The organism is Reichenbachiella sp. 5M10 (assembly GCF_002742335.1).
Taxonomy (GTDB): Bacteria; Bacteroidota; Bacteroidia; order Cytophagales; family Cyclobacteriaceae; genus Reichenbachiella.
The window spans coordinates 2668005-2685044 of record NZ_MDGR01000007.1 but is presented as its reverse complement, the minus strand read 5'-3'; the positions used below and the strand labels follow the sequence as shown (position 1 = coordinate 2685044).

At 45.1% G+C, this 17040-nt stretch carries 13 protein-coding genes and 1 riboswitch; of the genes, 6 read left to right on the top strand and 7 right to left on the bottom strand.

Translation table 11 applies throughout. The features are described 5' to 3' along the window. Positions 1-14 precede the first annotated feature (14 nt). Both gatB and alaS read right to left on the bottom strand, forming a co-directional pair. A complete protein-coding gene (gene gatB, locus BFP72_RS10670; RefSeq protein WP_099599127.1) occupies positions 15-1469 on the bottom strand; it encodes an Asp-tRNA(Asn)/Glu-tRNA(Gln) amidotransferase subunit GatB in 1455 nt (484 codons plus the stop codon). A gap of 6 nt (positions 1470-1475) precedes the next feature. Beyond that, positions 1476-4112, bottom strand: a complete 2637-nt coding sequence (alaS, locus tag BFP72_RS10665; protein WP_099599126.1) for an alanine--tRNA ligase — start codon at positions 4110-4112, stop codon at positions 1476-1478. 155 nt (positions 4113-4267) lie between these two features. Between alaS and BFP72_RS10660 the strand changes: the two genes are divergently transcribed. The 4 genes from BFP72_RS10660 to dprA all read left to right on the top strand — a co-directional run bounded on the left by BFP72_RS10660 (position 4268) and on the right by dprA (position 8087). Next, positions 4268-5251, top strand: coding sequence for a M23 family metallopeptidase (locus BFP72_RS10660; RefSeq protein WP_099599125.1), 984 nt, complete (start codon positions 4268-4270; stop codon positions 5249-5251). 126 nt (positions 5252-5377) lie between these two features. Then, positions 5378-6568: a CapA family protein gene (locus tag BFP72_RS10655; protein WP_099599124.1), complete on the top strand. Its 1191-nt coding sequence runs from the start codon at positions 5378-5380 to the stop codon at positions 6566-6568. 3 nt (positions 6569-6571) lie between these two features. Next, the gene (locus tag BFP72_RS10650) at positions 6572-6916 is read left to right on the top strand and encodes a MerR family transcriptional regulator (RefSeq protein ID WP_099599123.1); all 345 of its coding nucleotides are present in this window, start codon (positions 6572-6574) and stop codon (positions 6914-6916) included. A gap of 43 nt (positions 6917-6959) precedes the next feature. Beyond that, the gene (gene dprA / locus BFP72_RS10645; protein WP_099599122.1) at positions 6960-8087 is read left to right on the top strand and encodes a DNA-processing protein DprA; all 1128 of its coding nucleotides are present in this window, start codon (positions 6960-6962) and stop codon (positions 8085-8087) included. Here dprA and BFP72_RS10640 read toward each other — a convergent pair. Continuing rightward, positions 8076-8927 carry a hydroxymethylglutaryl-CoA lyase gene (locus BFP72_RS10640; RefSeq protein WP_099600756.1) on the bottom strand — a complete coding sequence of 284 codons (852 nt, stop codon included), beginning with the start codon at positions 8925-8927 and terminating at the stop codon, positions 8076-8078. The two genes, dprA and BFP72_RS10640, sit on opposite strands and share 12 nt — an antisense overlap. 168 nt (positions 8928-9095) lie before the next feature. Here BFP72_RS10640 and BFP72_RS10635 point away from each other — a divergent pair, with 168 nt between their 5' ends. After that, on the top strand, positions 9096-9530 hold the full coding sequence (locus tag BFP72_RS10635; protein ID WP_099599121.1) for a hypothetical protein: 435 nt from the start codon (positions 9096-9098) through the stop codon (positions 9528-9530). A gap of 71 nt (positions 9531-9601) precedes the next feature. Here BFP72_RS10635 and metF read toward each other — a convergent pair whose 3' ends face one another. From metF to BFP72_RS10620, 3 genes are all read right to left on the bottom strand, one after another. Continuing rightward, positions 9602-10558 (bottom strand): methylenetetrahydrofolate reductase [NAD(P)H], encoded by a 957-nt coding sequence (gene metF / locus BFP72_RS10630; protein WP_099599120.1) that lies wholly within the window; start codon positions 10556-10558, stop codon positions 9602-9604. Positions 10559-10597: 39 nt separating this feature from the next. Beyond that, the gene (gene metH / locus BFP72_RS10625) at positions 10598-13327 is read right to left on the bottom strand and encodes a methionine synthase (protein ID WP_099599119.1); all 2730 of its coding nucleotides are present in this window, start codon (positions 13325-13327) and stop codon (positions 10598-10600) included. A gap of 90 nt (positions 13328-13417) precedes the next feature. Beyond that, positions 13418-14434: a homocysteine S-methyltransferase family protein gene (locus BFP72_RS10620; protein ID WP_099599118.1), complete on the bottom strand. Its 1017-nt coding sequence runs from the start codon at positions 14432-14434 to the stop codon at positions 13418-13420. A gap of 48 nt (positions 14435-14482) precedes the next feature. Beyond that, positions 14483-14605, bottom strand: a riboswitch (SAM riboswitch). A 484-nt stretch (positions 14606-15089) separates the two neighbouring features. Here BFP72_RS10620 and BFP72_RS10615 point away from each other — a divergent pair. Next, positions 15090-16154, top strand: coding sequence for a ferredoxin--NADP reductase (locus BFP72_RS10615; protein WP_099599117.1), 1065 nt, complete (start codon positions 15090-15092; stop codon positions 16152-16154). A 126-nt stretch (positions 16155-16280) separates the two neighbouring features. Here the strand turns inward: BFP72_RS10615 and BFP72_RS10610 are convergent, their stop codons facing one another. After that, positions 16281-17000, bottom strand: coding sequence for an SIMPL domain-containing protein (locus BFP72_RS10610; protein WP_099599116.1), 720 nt, complete (start codon positions 16998-17000; stop codon positions 16281-16283). Positions 17001-17040: the final 40 nt, after the last annotated feature.

The following is a 17040-nucleotide window of genomic DNA, read 5'->3' as shown; positions in this document are numbered from 1 at the left end:
TGCGTGGCAAAGGTTTAGGACTTTTTTAGAGATTCGTTGATGAGTTTGGTTGCGATCTGCGGGTTTGCTTTGCCTTTGGATCTCTTCATGACTTCTCCCATAAATAGACCAAGCAATCCCTTTTTTCCTTTTTTGAAGGCTTGGACTTTGTCAGGCATGTTTTTCAAAACTTCGTCTACTACTTTTTGAAGCTCCGATTCGTTGTTGTCTTGAAACAAGGCCAATTCTTTGGCTACTTCGTTGGCAGACTTTTCGGGTTGAGCGATCATCGATTCGAATACCTTCGTAGAGGCTGTGGTGTAGTTGAGTTTGCCTGATTCGACGAGCTCAATGAGTTCATGGAGTCGCTCAGCGGTGATCGTCAGGTTCGTCATGTCTTGGCCGTTGGCCGAGAGATGGTTGGTGATCGGTCCGATGATCCAGTTGGCTATTTTCTTATAGTGCTTGCAGAGCTTCGCTGTATGAAAGAAGTAGTCTGCACGGCTTTCTGACTCGGCGATTATTTCTGCATCGTATTCGCTGAGTTTGTATTGGTCTTGGAGCTCTTGAGCTATTTCTGCAGGCAACTTGGGCATCAAAGCTTTGATCTCCGAGAGGTAAGATTCTGGAATACGGATTGGGAGCAGGTCAGGACAGGGAAAATAGCGGTAGTCGTTGGCTTCTTCCTTGGTACGTTGTGAGGTTGTTTTACCTGTGGAATCATCGAACCCTCTGGTTTCTTGTTTGACTGTTTTGCCTTGGTCAAGCAAGTGACTTTGACGCTGTACTTCGTGCTGAATCGCACGCTGTACGTTGCGTATTGAGTTCATGTTCTTGATTTCTACTTTACGACCTAGCACATCAGAACCTTTCTTTTTGAGGGATATATTGGCGTCACAACGCAAAGAGCCTTCTTCCATGTTGCCATCTCCTACACCTAGGAATCGGACAATCCGTCGTACTTCGGTGAGTAAGTTTCCTGCTTCTTCGGCGGTTGATATTTCTGGTTCAGTTACCATCTCAATGAGGGGAGTGCCCGCACGGTTGTAGTCTAACAAGGTGCCCGTGTGCGTCGAGTCATGGATTGACTTTCCTGCATCCTCTTCGATATGGATACGGTTGAAATTGATACGTTTCATGGCTTCACCACTTTTGACGTCTAGGTATCCTCCGATGCAAATCGGTTGGTTGTCTTGCGTGGTTTGGTAGCCTTTTGGTAGATCTGGATAGAAATAGTTTTTTCTGTCAAAAGAAGTAGTCCTGGCGATCTCACAGTTGCACGCCAAACCCATTTTGATGGCATATTCAATGGCCTTGGTATTGGGCTTAGGCAATGTACCAGGGTGGGCCAAAGTGATTGGACTTACGTTGGTGTTGGGCGCGTCACCAAAGCTATTCTTGTCAGAAGCAAACAACTTGCTTTTTGTGGCAAGTTGGACATGGATTTCCAGACCAACTACCAGTTCGTATTTAGATGTTTTTTCTTTCAAATCTTATCAATGACTAGTCACACTCTTGATTAATTCTTTTGCTTTGGCTACCACTTGGGGCAGTCCTTTGAGATCCTTGCCTCCTGCTGTCGCGAAGAAGGGCTGTCCACCACCTCCTCCTTTGATTTCTTTGGCTAGCTCACGAACCATATTGCCAGCGTGTAGGTCATACGTCTCTATGAGGTTGTCGGAGATCATCACGGCCACTTGTGGCTTGTCCGCAATATTAGCAGCAATTATCAGGATTAGGTTCTCTACCTCGTTTTTAAATTCGAAGGCAATTTTTTTCAATGCTTCTGCATTGGGCAGTTCGGCTTGTTGGATCAGTACATTGAGGCCATTCGTGCTTTCTATTTTTTGTTGCAAGTTTATTTTTTGTTGCTTGCTCTTTTCTACATTGACTTCTTCGATTTCCTTAGTCAAGTCGAGTTTTTCTTTGACCAAAGCCTCTATGGCTTTGACGGGGTCTTTAGGGTTGTTGAGTAGTTCGTTGACTTGCTGCAAAATTGCGGCTTGCTTCAAGTTGAAGTTTTCGGCAGATTCTGCGGTCAATGCCTCGATGCGTCGAACACCCGCTGCGACAGACCCTTCAGATACTATTTTGAACTGTCCGATGTTGCCAGTTGCGGGGACATGAGTTCCACCACAGAGTTCGACGGAGTAGTTTTTGTCAAATGTGATCACTCGGACAAAATCTCCATATTTCTCACCGAAAAGAGCCATTGCGCCCAGTTTTTTAGCCTCTTCGATCGGTACGTTTCGCTGTTCGTCGAGAGTGATGTTTGCCCTGATTTTGCTATTGACGATTTTTTCTACTGCAAGTATTTCTTCATCGGTCATTCTGGCAAAGTGAGAAAAGTCAAAGCGCAAGATTTTTTCATTGACCAATGAGCCTTTTTGTTGTACATGCTCTCCGAGTACTTCACGCAATGCAGCGTGCAGGAGGTGAGTAGCACTGTGGTTGTTCTCAGTCAAACGTCTTTTGGTCACATTGACTACTGCATCAAAATGAGCTTCGAGATTGCTAGGTAGTTTGTTCGCATGATGGATGATCAGGTTGTTTTCTTTTTTGGTGTCGATGATACTGATTTTTTCGTCACCATCAGCTAAATAGCCTGTGTCGCCCACTTGTCCACCGCTTTCTGCATAGAATGGAGTCTGATCTAGCACGATGTGGTAGAGTGTTTTTCCTTTTTCTTCGACTTCACGATAGCGAGAGATTTGTGCGATGGCAGTGACTGCATCGTATCCTAAAAATTGAACCTCATCAATGATTTTGACTTCTATCCAGTCGCCCTTGGCTGTAGCGGCGTCTTTTTTCGAGCGGTTTTTTTGAACCTCCATTTCTTTCTTAAAACCTTCCTCGTCTACACTTAGTCCGTTTTCACGAGCGATGAGCGACGTAAGATCATAAGGGAATCCATAGGTGTCGTAGAGCTCGAAAGCTGTCGATCCATCTATCATTTTGGTGGTAGATTCGACTTGTTTTTTGATGACCTCTAGTTTGTTTAGCCCCTTGTCCAAAGTACGCAGAAAAGAAGACTCTTCTTCGCGAATGACCTTGGCAACAAAATCCTTTTGTGAAGTGAGTTCTGAGAATACTCCATCAAATTGCTCCGCCAATACTTCGACCAACTCAAAAAGGAAAGGCTCTTTGAAATTGAGGAAGGTGTAGCCGTAGCGTACGGCCCTTCTCAAGATACGTCGAATGACATAGCCCGCTTTGTTGTTGGAGGGGAGTTGACCGTCCGCTATGGTAAAGGCTATGGCACGGATGTGGTCTGAGATGACGCGTAGTGCAATGTCAGTCTTCTCTTCGTTACCATAGGTTACGTTGGCTTTTTGAGCGATGGCATTGATGAGAGGTGTGAATACGTCAGTATCGTAGTTGGAAGTTTTTTGTTGGATGGCCATGGCCAAACGCTCAAAGCCCATCCCTGTATCTACGTGTTGGGCAGGGAGTTTGACAAGCGACCCATTTGCCATTCTGTTAAATTGCATGAATACGAGGTTCCAAATCTCGACGACCTGTGGATGATCCATATTGACCAAGTCTTTGCCAGGTATTTGGTCTACTTCTTCTTGAGGACGGAGGTCTATATGGATTTCTGAGCATGGGCCACAAGGTCCTGTTTCTCCCATTTCCCAGAAGTTGTCTTTCTTGTTGCCATAGACGATGCGCTCCTCTGGTAGGATGGCTTTCCAGAAGTCTAGAGCCTCTTGATCCAAAGGCATGTCGTCCTCTTCATCTCCTCCAAACACAGAGGCGTAGAGGCGATCTTTTGGCAATTGGAATTCTTCGGTGAGTAGTTCCCAAGCCCATTGTATGGCTTCTTTTTTGAAATAGTCACCAAACGACCAGTTGCCGAGCATTTCAAACATCGTATGGTGGTAGGTGTCTAGGCCTACCTCTTCGAGATCATTGTGTTTGCCGGATACCCTAAGGCACTTCTGCGTGTCGGCTACTCGCTTGGACGAGGGGTCGGCATTTCCAAGAAAAAAATCTTTGAATTGATTCATTCCCGCATTGGTAAACATCAACGTAGGGTCGTTGTGAATGACGAGCGGGGCGGAAGGTACTATTTCGTGCTGTTTTCTTTCAAAAAAGTCTAAAAAGCGTTTTCTAATCTCCTTGGAATTCATCTATGTTATCCTCATTCAGCCAACTTGAAGGCTGATTTTCTTTTGTTTTAATATTTGTTATTAAATTGCGGTTATATTTAATGTTTTAAGCCGTAGGACGAAAATATTAACTACCACCTGAATCGAAGCACAAAGTTAGATATTCTGAATAATATATGGCTAGAATAAAATACTATTACGACACGGAATCGTGTAAATATGAGCGAGTCAAGGTGTCCACCTGGGATATTATCTTGAATGCATTAGGATTTTTATCGCTCTCAGTGATGTTGTCGGTAGGGATGTTTATTGTATACAATAAGTATTTCAAGTCACCTGTAGTCGCACAGCTCGAGAAAGAAAACGAAGAGTTGCTATACTATTACGATCTGTTGCAAAATGACATGGAGGCGGCTTCCAAGATGTTGTCTTCTCTCCAAGAGCGAGACGACAATGTGTACCGAGTGATTTTTGAAGCAGAGCCTATTCCATCTTCCATTCGAAACGCAGGAGTAGGGGGGACGGATCGATACAAAGAAATTACCGAAAAAGGATTGGAAAGGAGTGATTTGCTCGTGGAGGTTTATGAGAAGATAGGCAAACTCAAGAAGCAGATGTACATCCAAACCAAGTCCTACGATGACTTGATTGAGATGGCTAGCAACAAAGATGAATTTTATGCTGCACTACCGGCGATTCAGCCCGTTTCCAACAAGGAGTTGAAAAGATTGTCATCGGGGTTTGGATATAGAACAGACCCTATTTTGAAAACAAGGAAGCTACACGAAGGGGTAGACTTCTCTGCGCCCACGGGTACGCCAATTTATACTACTGGCGATGGGGTTGTCAAAAAAATACGTACCAGTTTTGGTGGTTATGGCAAGCAGATCGAGATCGATCACGGGTATGGCTATGTGACCAAGTATGCGCACATGAGTGAGTTCAACGTAGAAAAAGGTCAGAAAGTAAAACGAGGAGAGTGTATTGGGTTTGTGGGGCATACAGGGAAATCTACTGCACCACATTTGCACTACGAAGTGATCAAGGATGGAAAGAAAATCAATCCCGTGTATTTTTTCTACCAAGATTTGAACGCTACAGAGTATGAGGAGATATTGCGTCTGGCATCTATCGAAAATCAAGCGTTGGGGTCTTATTAGAAAAACCACTATGACATAAGATCAAACCCTTGTCCTGAATTGGTCAAGGGTTTTTTGTTGACCCAATGTGGAAAACTATGCGACTGCAACCCTGCCGTTTATCAAATCCCGTGATAATTTTGAGGTATGAATAAAATAGTTGTCTTGGCACTTTTGGCTCTAGCGGTGGTCGGGTGTAAAACCCAACAGAACTTACCCCAGACCAGTACCCGGCCTGAACCTGATTCGGTGCTGATTGATACTGTGGCTCAAGTGCCGGACTATTATGTCACAGCAAAACAGGACACCTTGACTTCTCTCGATGAAGAGGTGGAGATAGCACTGTACCGTGTCCTCAAGGATACTGTGACGATCATAGGAGTAGGCGATATCATGATGGGGACCAATTTTCCTAGTTCCGACTATCTGCCTGGCAATAGAGGACGAGACTTGTGGTCCGAGGTGTCTGATACACTGAGACAAGCAGATGTGACCTTTGGTAACTTGGAAGGAGTCATTCTCAACGAGGGTGGCGAACAGAAACAATGTAAAAACCCTAAGGTTTGTTATTTGTTTCGCTCACCAGAGTATATGCTCGACAATTTGACAGACGCGGGGTTTGATGTGGTGAGTTTAGCGAATAATCATGCGGGGGATTTTGGTGATGAAGGTAGAGTGAATACCATGAAAGCATTGGATACTGTGGGGATCCATTATGCAGGGCTGATCGATGCGCCATATACTGTATTTGAGCGAGACGGGATGAAATATGGTATGGTGGCTTTCTCTCCAAACAAAGGAACGATTTTGATTCATCATTTGGAGCAAGCCAAACGGTTGGTTGCACAATTGGATTCGATGGTTGATGTGGTGATTGTGTCGTTTCATGCAGGAGCAGAGGGGCATGAACACCAACATGTGACGCGGGAGTCGGAGTATTATTATGGAGAGGATCGAGGCAATGTGTATGCGTTTGCCAGGCAGATGATTGACCAAGGTGCAGATGTGATTTTTGGTCACGGACCTCATGTTACACGTGCCGTAGATCTATACAAAGACCGATTCATTGCCTATAGTCTGGGCAATTTCTGTACCTATGGTCGGTTCAATCTCAGGGGAGTGAAAGGGGTAGCGCCTATCATTCGGGTGAGTACAGATGGGCAGGGTCGATTTTTGAGAGCACAGATTATTCCTACCTATCAAGGCGGAGCGGGTGGACCTAAGTTTGATCTGGACGGACGAGCGATCCGTATTATTCAAGAACTAACCGAAAAAGATTTCCCCGAAAGCAATTTGAGGATTGATGATTCAGGGATAATTTCATATATTGAAAACTGAACCGTGCCGTACAAAGAAAAAGAAATAGAGAAAAGATATTACACCATAGGGGAGGTCGCTGATGACCTAGGTGTAGCAACTTCCTTGATTAGGTTTTGGGAAAGCGAGTTCGATATCATCAGCCCCAAGAAAAACCGAAAGGGTAACCGGCAGTTTACCAAGGAGGACATCCAAAAGGTGAAGTTGATTTACCATTTGGTCAAAGTAAAGGGGTATACATTGCACGGTGCTAGGGATTTCATCAAGAATGATGTCAATGCAGCCATGGACAAAATTGATATGATCGAATCCCTAAAAGGAATCAAAGGCTTTTTGGAGCAATTGAGAGACGGTTTGCAGAGAAATTAATTATTAACATTTGACGGTTTTTATGAATGAATAGTCTTCTGAAATGGAAGAAGAAATACGCTATGTACTTGCTTTGAAGTTTACCGCCGGAATCGGAGATGTCCTGGCTAAACAATTGATCAGTTACTCAGGTTCTGCCAAGTCTGTATTTCATTTGCCGAAGGGCAAACTACTCAAAATTCCAGGTATTGGAGCTAAAGTCATCGAGGCACTGCAGCAAAGCAAAGGACTAGAATTGGCTGATGACTGCTTGAGAAGCTGTCAAGTGCAATCGATCACCGTGATTCCTTATTTCTCATCCAAGTATCCTGATAAACTCAAACTGATCAACGATGCTCCGTTGGTGTTGTTTTACAAAGGGAACCCTTGCTACAACGATCGAAAAATCATAGGAATTGTAGGGACTAGGAATGCCACAAACTATGGGAAACAAGTGACTGCCGATGTGGTCGAAGGTCTCAAGTCACACGATGTATTGGTGTTGAGTGGCTTGGCTTATGGTATTGATGTCACGGCGCATAGAGCAGCGATAAAAGAAGGTATGGATACGATAGGAGTCTTGGCAGGAGGCCTGGACAAGATCTACCCTGCGGTACATCAAAATGTAGCTACAGAGATGCTTCAGGCGGGTGGGCTGCTCTCTGAGCATGGGCCTGGAGTCAAGCCAGATGCGCATAATTTCCCCGCAAGGAATCGGATCATTGCAGGTATGTGTGATGCACTCATCGTTGTAGAGGCTGCTAAGAAGGGAGGTGCTTTGATCACAGCTAACCTGGCGTATTCGTACAACCGTGAGGTTTTTGCGATTCCAGGAGAGCTCGGCAATAAGTACTCCGAAGGGTGTAACTTGCTGCTGCGGTCTCAACGTGCACTGATCTATACGAGTGTCAAAGACCTAGAATACCATCTAGGTTGGAAGGCGGGAGAGAAGAAGAGGGAGAAGGCTCAACTTTTGGATTTGTCTGTGTATTCAGAAGAGGAGCGGAAGGTTATCGTTATTTTGTCTGATTTTGCCAAAGGATTGCATCTGGACGAACTCTGCTGGAAGAGTCAGTTGACCATCAACCAAGTAGTGACTCTCTTGCTGAATCTAGAGTTTTCAGGTTTGGTTGAGTCTATGCCTGGTAGACTCTATCGATTGACCAAATCGGTGGCGGGGTTACCTACCTAAGAATACCGAAGGAGCCATGTTGATGGCTTTGCGTAGCGCCCGAGCATCATAGTCCACCGAAATACTCTTCTCATCCAAGTAGGCCAGTATCGTTTCGGTGGCGATATTGCCGATAAGTTTGTCAGCAGCCATAGGGCATCCACCAAACCCATTGATGGCTCCATCAAAACGCTTGCACCCTGCTTTGTATGCTGCCTCGATTTTGTCAATGGAGGAGTCTAGATCTGCATGGAGGTGTACACCAAACTCGATGTCTGTGAACTGCTTTGTGACTGTAGAAAAGAGTGTTTTGATTGACTCAGGAGTAGACATACCTACCGTGTCGGCTAGAGAGATGATTTTGATGTCTAGTTTTTTTAGTTTTTCGATGGACTGTATGACATAGTTCATTTCGTAGGGGTCACCGTAGGGGTTGCCAAATCCCATCGATAGATAGACAACTAGCGTCTTGCGGTGTTCTTTGCAGATGTCCTGAATGATGACGAGTTCTTCCAGTGCCTCGGCGATGCTTTTGTTGGTATTGTTGCGTTGAAAGGTTTCCGATAGAGAGAGAGGAAACCCTAAGTAGTCAATGCTTTGAAATTCTGCTGCCTCATGTGCTCCACGGGTGTTGGCCACTATGGCGAGTAGCTTAGTTTTGGTGTTTTTTAAGTTCAAATGACTGAGGACTTCCCTCGTGTCTTGCATCTGGGGGATGACTTTGGGAGACACGAAACTACCAAAGTCTAGGGTGTCAAAGCCGACTTGTAGGAGTTGATTGATATAGTCTATTTTTTGTTGAGTAGGGACAAATCCATGCAAGCCTTGCATGGCATCTCGGGGGCATTCGATGATTTTCATTGATGGGTTCATTTGCACTGTAATATAATTGAGAATGGATAAAAAATCCTCTCCTGTGCGATGGATTGTAAGTGTAAGGTGTTCATCGTTTGGGGTTTGAGTGGGAAATTCATTATTTTGGAGAAGCGCGATTTGCGCAGGAAAAGTATTGACTTAAACGTAAGACGAATGACTACTGACAAAATAAAACTTCCGGGCTGGTTTTGGTTCATTATGGTGTTGCTCCTGTTGTGGAACATCATGGGGATCGGTTCATTCTTTTACCATGTGACTATTTCAGATGAAGCATTGCAAGCAATGCCAGATGCTGAACGTGAGCTTTATGGTAATTATCCATTTTGGACGCAATTGGCTTTTGCTATCGCAGTGCTAGGAGGGACATTAGGATGTATAGGTTTGATGCTTCGCGCCAAGTGGTCCAAGCCGGTTCTCATGATGTCCTTGGTAGCGATCGTCGTACAGATGTACCATAGTTTGTTTATCGCTGGATCGATGGAGGTCTATGGGCCAGGAGCTGTGGTGATGCCCATTTTGGTGATATTGGTGGCGGTGTTTTTGGTTTGGTTTGCTGGGGTTGTAGACAAAAAGGGTTGGATGAAATGACCCAATTGACTTTCCAAAGAACCGAGAATCAAGAATAAGTCGGTCCTTTGGAAGGATATGCCGAGGTATGCTTAAAAAACTGCCTCAGCGATTTTTTGCACACTTGTGGATTTCCCCATCGAATAGTAGTGCAGCACAGGGACCCCTCGCTCCATCAGTTCTTTGGATTGCTTGATTCCCCATTCTATACCGATTTGTTTGGCTTCTTGGTTGTTTTTGCAACGTTGGAGGGCTTCACTCAGTTCGACAGGGAGGTCGATATGGAATATACTCGGCAAGATGGTAGATTGTGCTTTGGTCGCAATGGGCTTGAGCCCTGGGATAATTGGAATGTTGATTCCCATTGCACGGCAGCTAGCTACAAAATCAAAATATTTGTCATTGTCAAAGAACATCTGTGTGACGATGTATTCTGCTCCTGCTTGTACTTTCTGTTTGAGATAGTCTAGATCCATCTGAAGATTGGGTGCTTCGAAGTGTTTTTCTGGATACCCAGCGACACCAATACAAAAATCGGTTGGCGTAGGGTCATCCAAACTATCATCGAGATAGACACCCTTGTTGAGTCCGTCGACTTGGTGGAGCAGGTCAATCGCATAGTTGTTGCCATCAGCTTGAGGGATGAATTTGCCTTCAGACTTGATGGCGTCTCCTCTGAGCAGCAATACATTGTCTATTCCCAAAAAATCTAGGTCAATCAGCGCATTCTCGGTTTCTTCTTTTGAAAACCCACCACAGATGATGTGTGGTACGGGGTCTACATCGTAGCGATGACGGATCGCAGCACAAATACCTACTGTACCAGGACGCTTGCGTGTTGTTTTCTTTTCCAATAAACCACTTGGGTGTTTTTTGTAGACGTACTCTTCACGGTGGTAGGTCACATCGATGAATGGTGGGTTAAACTCCATCAATGGATCCAGGTGATTGAATATGGTTTGTACGTTTTCGCCTTTTTTTGGAGGAATGATCTCAAGTGAAAAGAGTGTCTTTCCGTTGGCGTTTTTTATGTGTTCTGTAACCTTCATAGGTTTTTGTGTTTCGTTTAAACAGGAGGGAATAGTGGGCTAGGCGTCATAGGCAAGGTTGGGAGAGAGCCATCTCTCTGCCTCGTCTAGGCTCATGCCTTTTCTTTTGGCATAGTCTGTTACTTGATCTTTTTCGATCTTTCCTAACCCGAAGTACTTGGACTGCTCATTGGCGAAATAGAATCCACTCACTGAGGATGCTGGGTACATGGCGTTGGATTCGGTCAAGATGATACCTGTTTCTTTTTCAGCATTGAGTAGATCAAATAAGAGCGGTTTTTCTGTATGATCTGGGCAGGCTGGGTAGCCAGGAGCTGGGCGTATGCCTTTGTATTTTTCAGAAATCAATGCCTCGTTTTCTAGGTTTTCGTCTGCAGCATATGCCCAGAGTTCTTTCCTGACTTTGGCATGCATGAGCTCAGCAAATGCCTCAGCCAATCGATCTGCGACGGCCTTGATCATGATGACATTGTAGTCGTCGTGATCCTTTTCGAATTGTTCGATGAGTTTTTCGATACCGATGCCTGTGGTGACTGCAAATCCTCCCATGTAGTCTTGACGTCCTGAAGCTTTCGGTGCTACAAAATCAGCCAATGACAGATTAGCGATGTTCTTTCCTTTTTTTCCTTGCTGTCGCAAAAAGTGGAATGTAGTGAGTGCATTGCCTGCACGATCTGAGATTTCTACGTCGTCTCCATTGGTGTTGACAGCTGGGTATATACCGATCACGCCGTTGGCTTGTAGACTCCTCTTAGCGATCACATCGTCCAGCATCTTGTTGGCGTCTTCGTAGAGTTTAGTCGCTTCTGCGCCGATCACATCGTCTTGGAGGATTTTTGGGTACTTGCCTTTGAGCATCCATGTCTGGAAGAAGGGCGTCCAGTCAATGTACTTTCTGATTTCATCTAGTGGGTAATTGTTGAACGTCTTGTTGCCGATGAATTTAGGTTCGGTGATCGGTGTGGTCTCCCAGTCGATCTGAAAGTGGTTGGCTTGTGCTTCCGGCCACTTGATGTAGTTTTTGTCTTTGGTTCGCCCTGCGTGATTTTCGCGCGCTTCGAGGTATTCTTGTTTGGTCTTGGCGACAAAGGCTTCTTTCTTGCTGCTCAATAAATCACCTGCGACGGGTACACTTCGTGATGCATCGAGTACGTGGACGACTGGACCACTATAGCACGGATCAACTTTCACTGCCGTGTGTATGCGTGAAGTGGTCGCTCCACCTATCAAAAGCGGGAATTTAGCTCCTTCTTTTTCGAGGAGCTTGGCAAAATCAACCATCTCATCCAGAGACGGAGTGATCAATCCGCTGAGTCCTATGATGTCTGCATTGACTTCTTTGGCTTTGGCGAGAATTTTTTCGTTGGGCACCATGACCCCCATATCTACGATCTCGTAGTTGTTGCATGCCATGACTACCCCGACGATGTTTTTGCCGATATCGTGGACATCTCCTTTGACGGTTGCGAGTAGGACGGTTCCTGCATTTTGGGCGTCTCCTTCCGCTTTTTCTGCTTCTAAGTATGGTGTCAAATAAGCCACGGCTTTTTTCATGACTCTGGCGCTTTTGACTACTTGCGGCAAGAACATTTTCCCTTCGCCGAAGAGGTCACCTACGACATTCATGCCGTCCATGAGAGGTCCTTCGATGACGTGTAGAGGTTTGTCCAGAGATTGGCGAGCTTCTTCGGTGTCTTCATCGATGAACTCTACGATCCCTTTGACAAGGGCATGCTCAATTCTTTTGCCTACAGGCAACGAACGCCATTCGTCGTTTTTCTTTTCTTTCTTTTCTGCTCCGATGAAGGATTCGGCAAAGTCCAACAGGCGTTCTGTAGCGTCATCTCTACGGTCGAGCAATACGTCTTCGACGTGCTCTAGGAGGTCTTTTGGGATGTCGTCGTAGACTTCCAGCATGGCAGGGTTGACGATTCCCATGTCCATGCCTTGACCGATGGCGTGGTAGAGAAATGCTGAATGCATGGCCTCTCGTACGGGGTTGTTGCCTCGGAATGAGAACGAGACATTGCTCACTCCGCCACTGACGTGTGCTGCGGGGAGGTTCTCTCTCACCCAGCGAGTCGCTTTGAAGAAGTCCATGGCATTTTGTCGGTGTTCTTCCATCCCTGTCGCTACTGGGAAGATGTTAAGGTCAAAGATGATGTCTTCGGGTTTGAAGTTGATCTTTGGCCCAACCATCAAGTCGTAGGACCTCTTGACGATCTCTATTCGTCGCTCATAGTTGTCAGCTTGTCCATCTTCATCAAAAGCCATGACAATGACTGCAGCACCATATTGTTTGACGAGCTTGGCTTGGCGGATAAACTCCTCTTCGCCGACTTTCAAACTGATGGAGTTGACGACAGATTTACCTTGTGTACATTTTAGACCTGCTTCTATGATTTCCCACTTGGATGAGTCAATCATGACAGGTACTCTGGCGATGTCTGGCTCAGACGCCATCAGGTTGAGGAAATTGGTCATCGTCTCTGCTCCTTCGAGCATGCCCTCATCCATGTTTACGTCAATGATTTGGGCGCCACCTTCGACTTGGTTGCGTGCTACGGCGAGTGCTTCTTCGAATTTCTCTTCTTTGATCAGACGGAGAAACATTCTCGACCCAGTGACATTGGTACGTTCGCCGACGTTGATGAAATTCATGTCAGGAGTCACCACCAAGGGCTCAAGCCCACTGAGTTTCATGGGTTCGTAATCGTGCCATTTGTATTGGTACTTGCCGGGGTAGTCTGGGTGAATGATTAAGTCCATAATTTTATTGTCTGCAGTCTCTTTTATTCGGTCGACTGTTTTGATTCATTGATTTTATTCGCGCGTTTGGAAATCCTATTTCCAGAAGGATTAACCGACTACCGTTGATTTTAATTGGTTACTTGCTATTCTCGGTTCATACTTGGCAGCCAGATCGGCAATGGCCTTGATGTGGTCTGGCGTGGTGCCGCAGCAACCACCGATGATGTTGATGAGTCCATCATCCAAAAACTCTTTGATTTGATCGACCATATCTTCTGGTGTTTCATCGTATTCCCCAAATTCATTGGGTAATCCTGCGTTGGGGTGTGCGCTGATGTTGAAGTTGGATTTGCTGGACAAGGTGTTGAGATATGGTTTCAATTCTCTCGCTCCCAAGGCACAGTTGAGCCCTACACTGAGTAGATCAAGGTGTGAGACGGATATCAAAAATGCCTCTGTGTTTTGGCCCGATAGGATGCGGCCACTGGCATCGGTGATTGTACCAGAGACCATGATCGGGATTTGGATGCCTCGCTCTTCCGCTATTTGATCGATGGCCATGAGAGCAGCTTTGGAGTTGAGGGTGTCGGTGATGGTCTCTACGAGTAGGAGATCTGCTCCTCCATCGAGTAGTGCTTTGGCTTGCTCAGTAAATGCCTCCAGTAATTGATCATACGTGATGGCTCTGTATCCTGGGTTGTTGACGTCTGGAGACATAGAGGCCAGTCTATTGGTCGGCCCCATAGAGCCTACAACAAATCGTGGCTTGCTTGGGTCTTTGTCTGTGAACTCATTAGCTACTTCTTTGGCGATTTTAGCTGATTCGTAGTTGATGCGATAGACCCAGTCTTCAAGCTTGTAATCCGCTTGAGCGACCCATGTGCTGCCAAAAGTATTGGTTTCTACGATGTCTGCCCCTGACTCGAAGTAAGCAGCATGTATGGCCTTGATCACATCAGGACGTGTGATTGACAACAGGTCATTGTTGCCTTTGAGTGGCACAGGGTGGTCTTTTAGTTCTTCGTTTCGGAAGTCTTTTTCTTCCAACTGATACCGTTGAATCATGGTCCCCATGGCTCCATCCAATACCAATATTCTGTCCTTTAGAATATCTCTAATGTTCATATCTATAGTTTAATCAACTACTTACCTAGAAAATGTCGTTTCGATGAATACCTATCTTAATCCAGATAATCACATCTAGAGTTGGGAATTGGCACAACACCCAATATTGCGGCTATGGATATGTTGCCAAGATGTCCTCGGGCCCAGTCCCTCGATCTTTCTTGATAAGTAAGACAAAGATATGTTTTTTTGACAGAGTATCAAGGTAAAAATTGGCTAGTATTTGGTATGGGATGAGAAGCACGGAGTAGAGAAGAGGAGCGAGTAGTTTTTGTGAAAAACTGATAAGCTGCCAAAAAGCAATGTCTCGTCTGACGAATAGTCTATGACAGTAGTAGGGCTGCGTCTACCTTTGTTTTGAAATATGAAGACAACTCTGAGCCCGAAATGACATAGAAGATGAAGCTTCTATATTTAGTTTGATCGATCATATTTAAAACCTAATACTATGAATAAAGCCAAAACCAAAGTAGTTGTCATGTTGGTAGCCTATGCACTCGTTATGTTTGTTTTTATGCAAGTTTGACCATCAGGTTCACCTCGTTTCTTCCCTCCTTATTCGTGTGAGTTAATATTTAGATAACAAAGGATGCAACTTGAGTGATGCGATTATAGTATAATTTTGAAGTTTGTTTGTTGTAAAATTTGAGTTTGAATGGAGAGGGTTTCGAAATTGAAGGTGGTGCGAGTAGTCCGAGAGACACCGAATGCTATAAGCATTCATTTCAAGCAGCCCTTTTTTTGGAAATTGAAATATACAGCGGGGCAGTACTTGACTGTGTTGATACAAGTGGAGGGGGAAGTTAAACGCCGTTGTTTTTCGATACTTAGTGCACCCAACCTGGAGGAGGAAATCAGCATCACGGCCATGTCTTCAGAAGATGGTGAAGTCTCTGCTCATCTGTTTGATACCGTCAAGGAAGGAGACAAACTCAAGGTGCTTCACCCTCAGGGGGAGTTTACGATAGAACCTGACGAATCTGCAAAAAGACATTTGTTGTTATTTGGAGGAGGAAGTGGGATTGCTCCCTTGATGTCTATTCTCAAGACCGTATTGTTTGTAGAGTCCAAGAGCATGGTGTCTTTGTTTTATGGCAATCGCGACGAAGAATCCATTTTGTTCAACGAGGAGCTTAAAGATTTGCAGTTCGACTATCCAGAGCGTCTCAATTTGATACATATTCTTGAGAACCCTGGAGATTTCAAGGATTGTTATAAGGGAAGAGTCGAACGCACACAGATTCCGGAGTTGTTGCGCAAAGTCCCTAAGTTTCCGTTTGGACATACCTTTTGTTATATCTCGGGCCCGACGGGTTTGATGATCGAGGCAGCGGCAGGGTTGCGGATGGCAGGAGTGCCGGATACACATATTTTTATGGAGCAGTACTTGTCACAGTCGTCTGTACAGGAGGCAAAGGCAGCTGCTGCACTGATTCAAAACCGTGAAGTGAAGCTGATCTATCAGGACAAAGAATATCATGTGCCTGTACAGGCAGGTCGTAGTATATTGGATGCTGCAATAGATGCGGGAGTAGAGTTGCCGTATGTTTGTAAGGACGGTATATGCAGCAGTTGCAAAGCACAGCGTGTGTCTGGAGAGGTATTTATGCGTGGTGAGACGATCCTTAGTGATGAGGAGATCGCTCAAGGTGTAGTACTTCCTTGTATCTGTAAGCCTTTGTCCAATCATGTTGTGCTTCGGATACCGAGCGAACTTTAATGATCGCGAACAGTGAAGGAGAGATCAAAACAAAGTATCTCTTACTTTGTTTTGATCTACATGCAGTGGAAGTAGGACATCCAAGGTGTTGTTTTTCCTTTGATTCCTCTTCAAATCATTTCTTTATTATTCTTCCTCTTCTGTTGTTTTTTGGATCAAGTAAGTCACGGATACTTGTTCTGAAATGGTGAGGTCTTGAGGTTGGTAGTCAGCCATCTTGCTTTGCGCCATGCTTTGTACTGCGTCAAACTCCATGGCTCGAACCATCGGACGAGACGGGATGGCATTGTTGCTGACCTCCTGTACTCCAGCGATTTGGTAGCCTGCCTGCTGGCTTAGGATTTGGGCTTTGACTAGGGCATCCTCCATGGCATTTTGGAGGAGAGTATTTCTAGATTTGTTTTTCTGCTCATCAGAAAGCTCAAAGGAGATAGATAGATTCGGAGCAGCATCTTCATCTGCCGTCCTGTCTAGTGCATTGAGGAGTCGTTTTTTGTCGAAGGGAAACCGTACAGTTAGTGATTGGGTGGCTATGTATTCTTCTCCTTTGACCTTGCCTCCTTCGTAGATCTTACTTTTTCGAATGTTGAATTGTGAAGTTTTGATCTCTTCTGTTTTGAAACCACTTTTTTTGAGGTTGCCTGTGAGCTGATTGATACGGGTATTGAGAGCAGTGACAGCTGCATCGTAGCTCTTGTCATTGGCAGAGATGGAGTAGCTGAGCACAGTGACCTCAGGAGAGAGGGAGAGCTCGGATTGTCCTGTGACATGTATCAAGGATGGATTTTGTGACCATGCCCATGTGCTGATAGTGAGGGCTGCCAAAAATAGAAATACCTTTTTCATAGTGCGTTCTTTTTGATTTGCTCAGTGATTGCAAAAACTA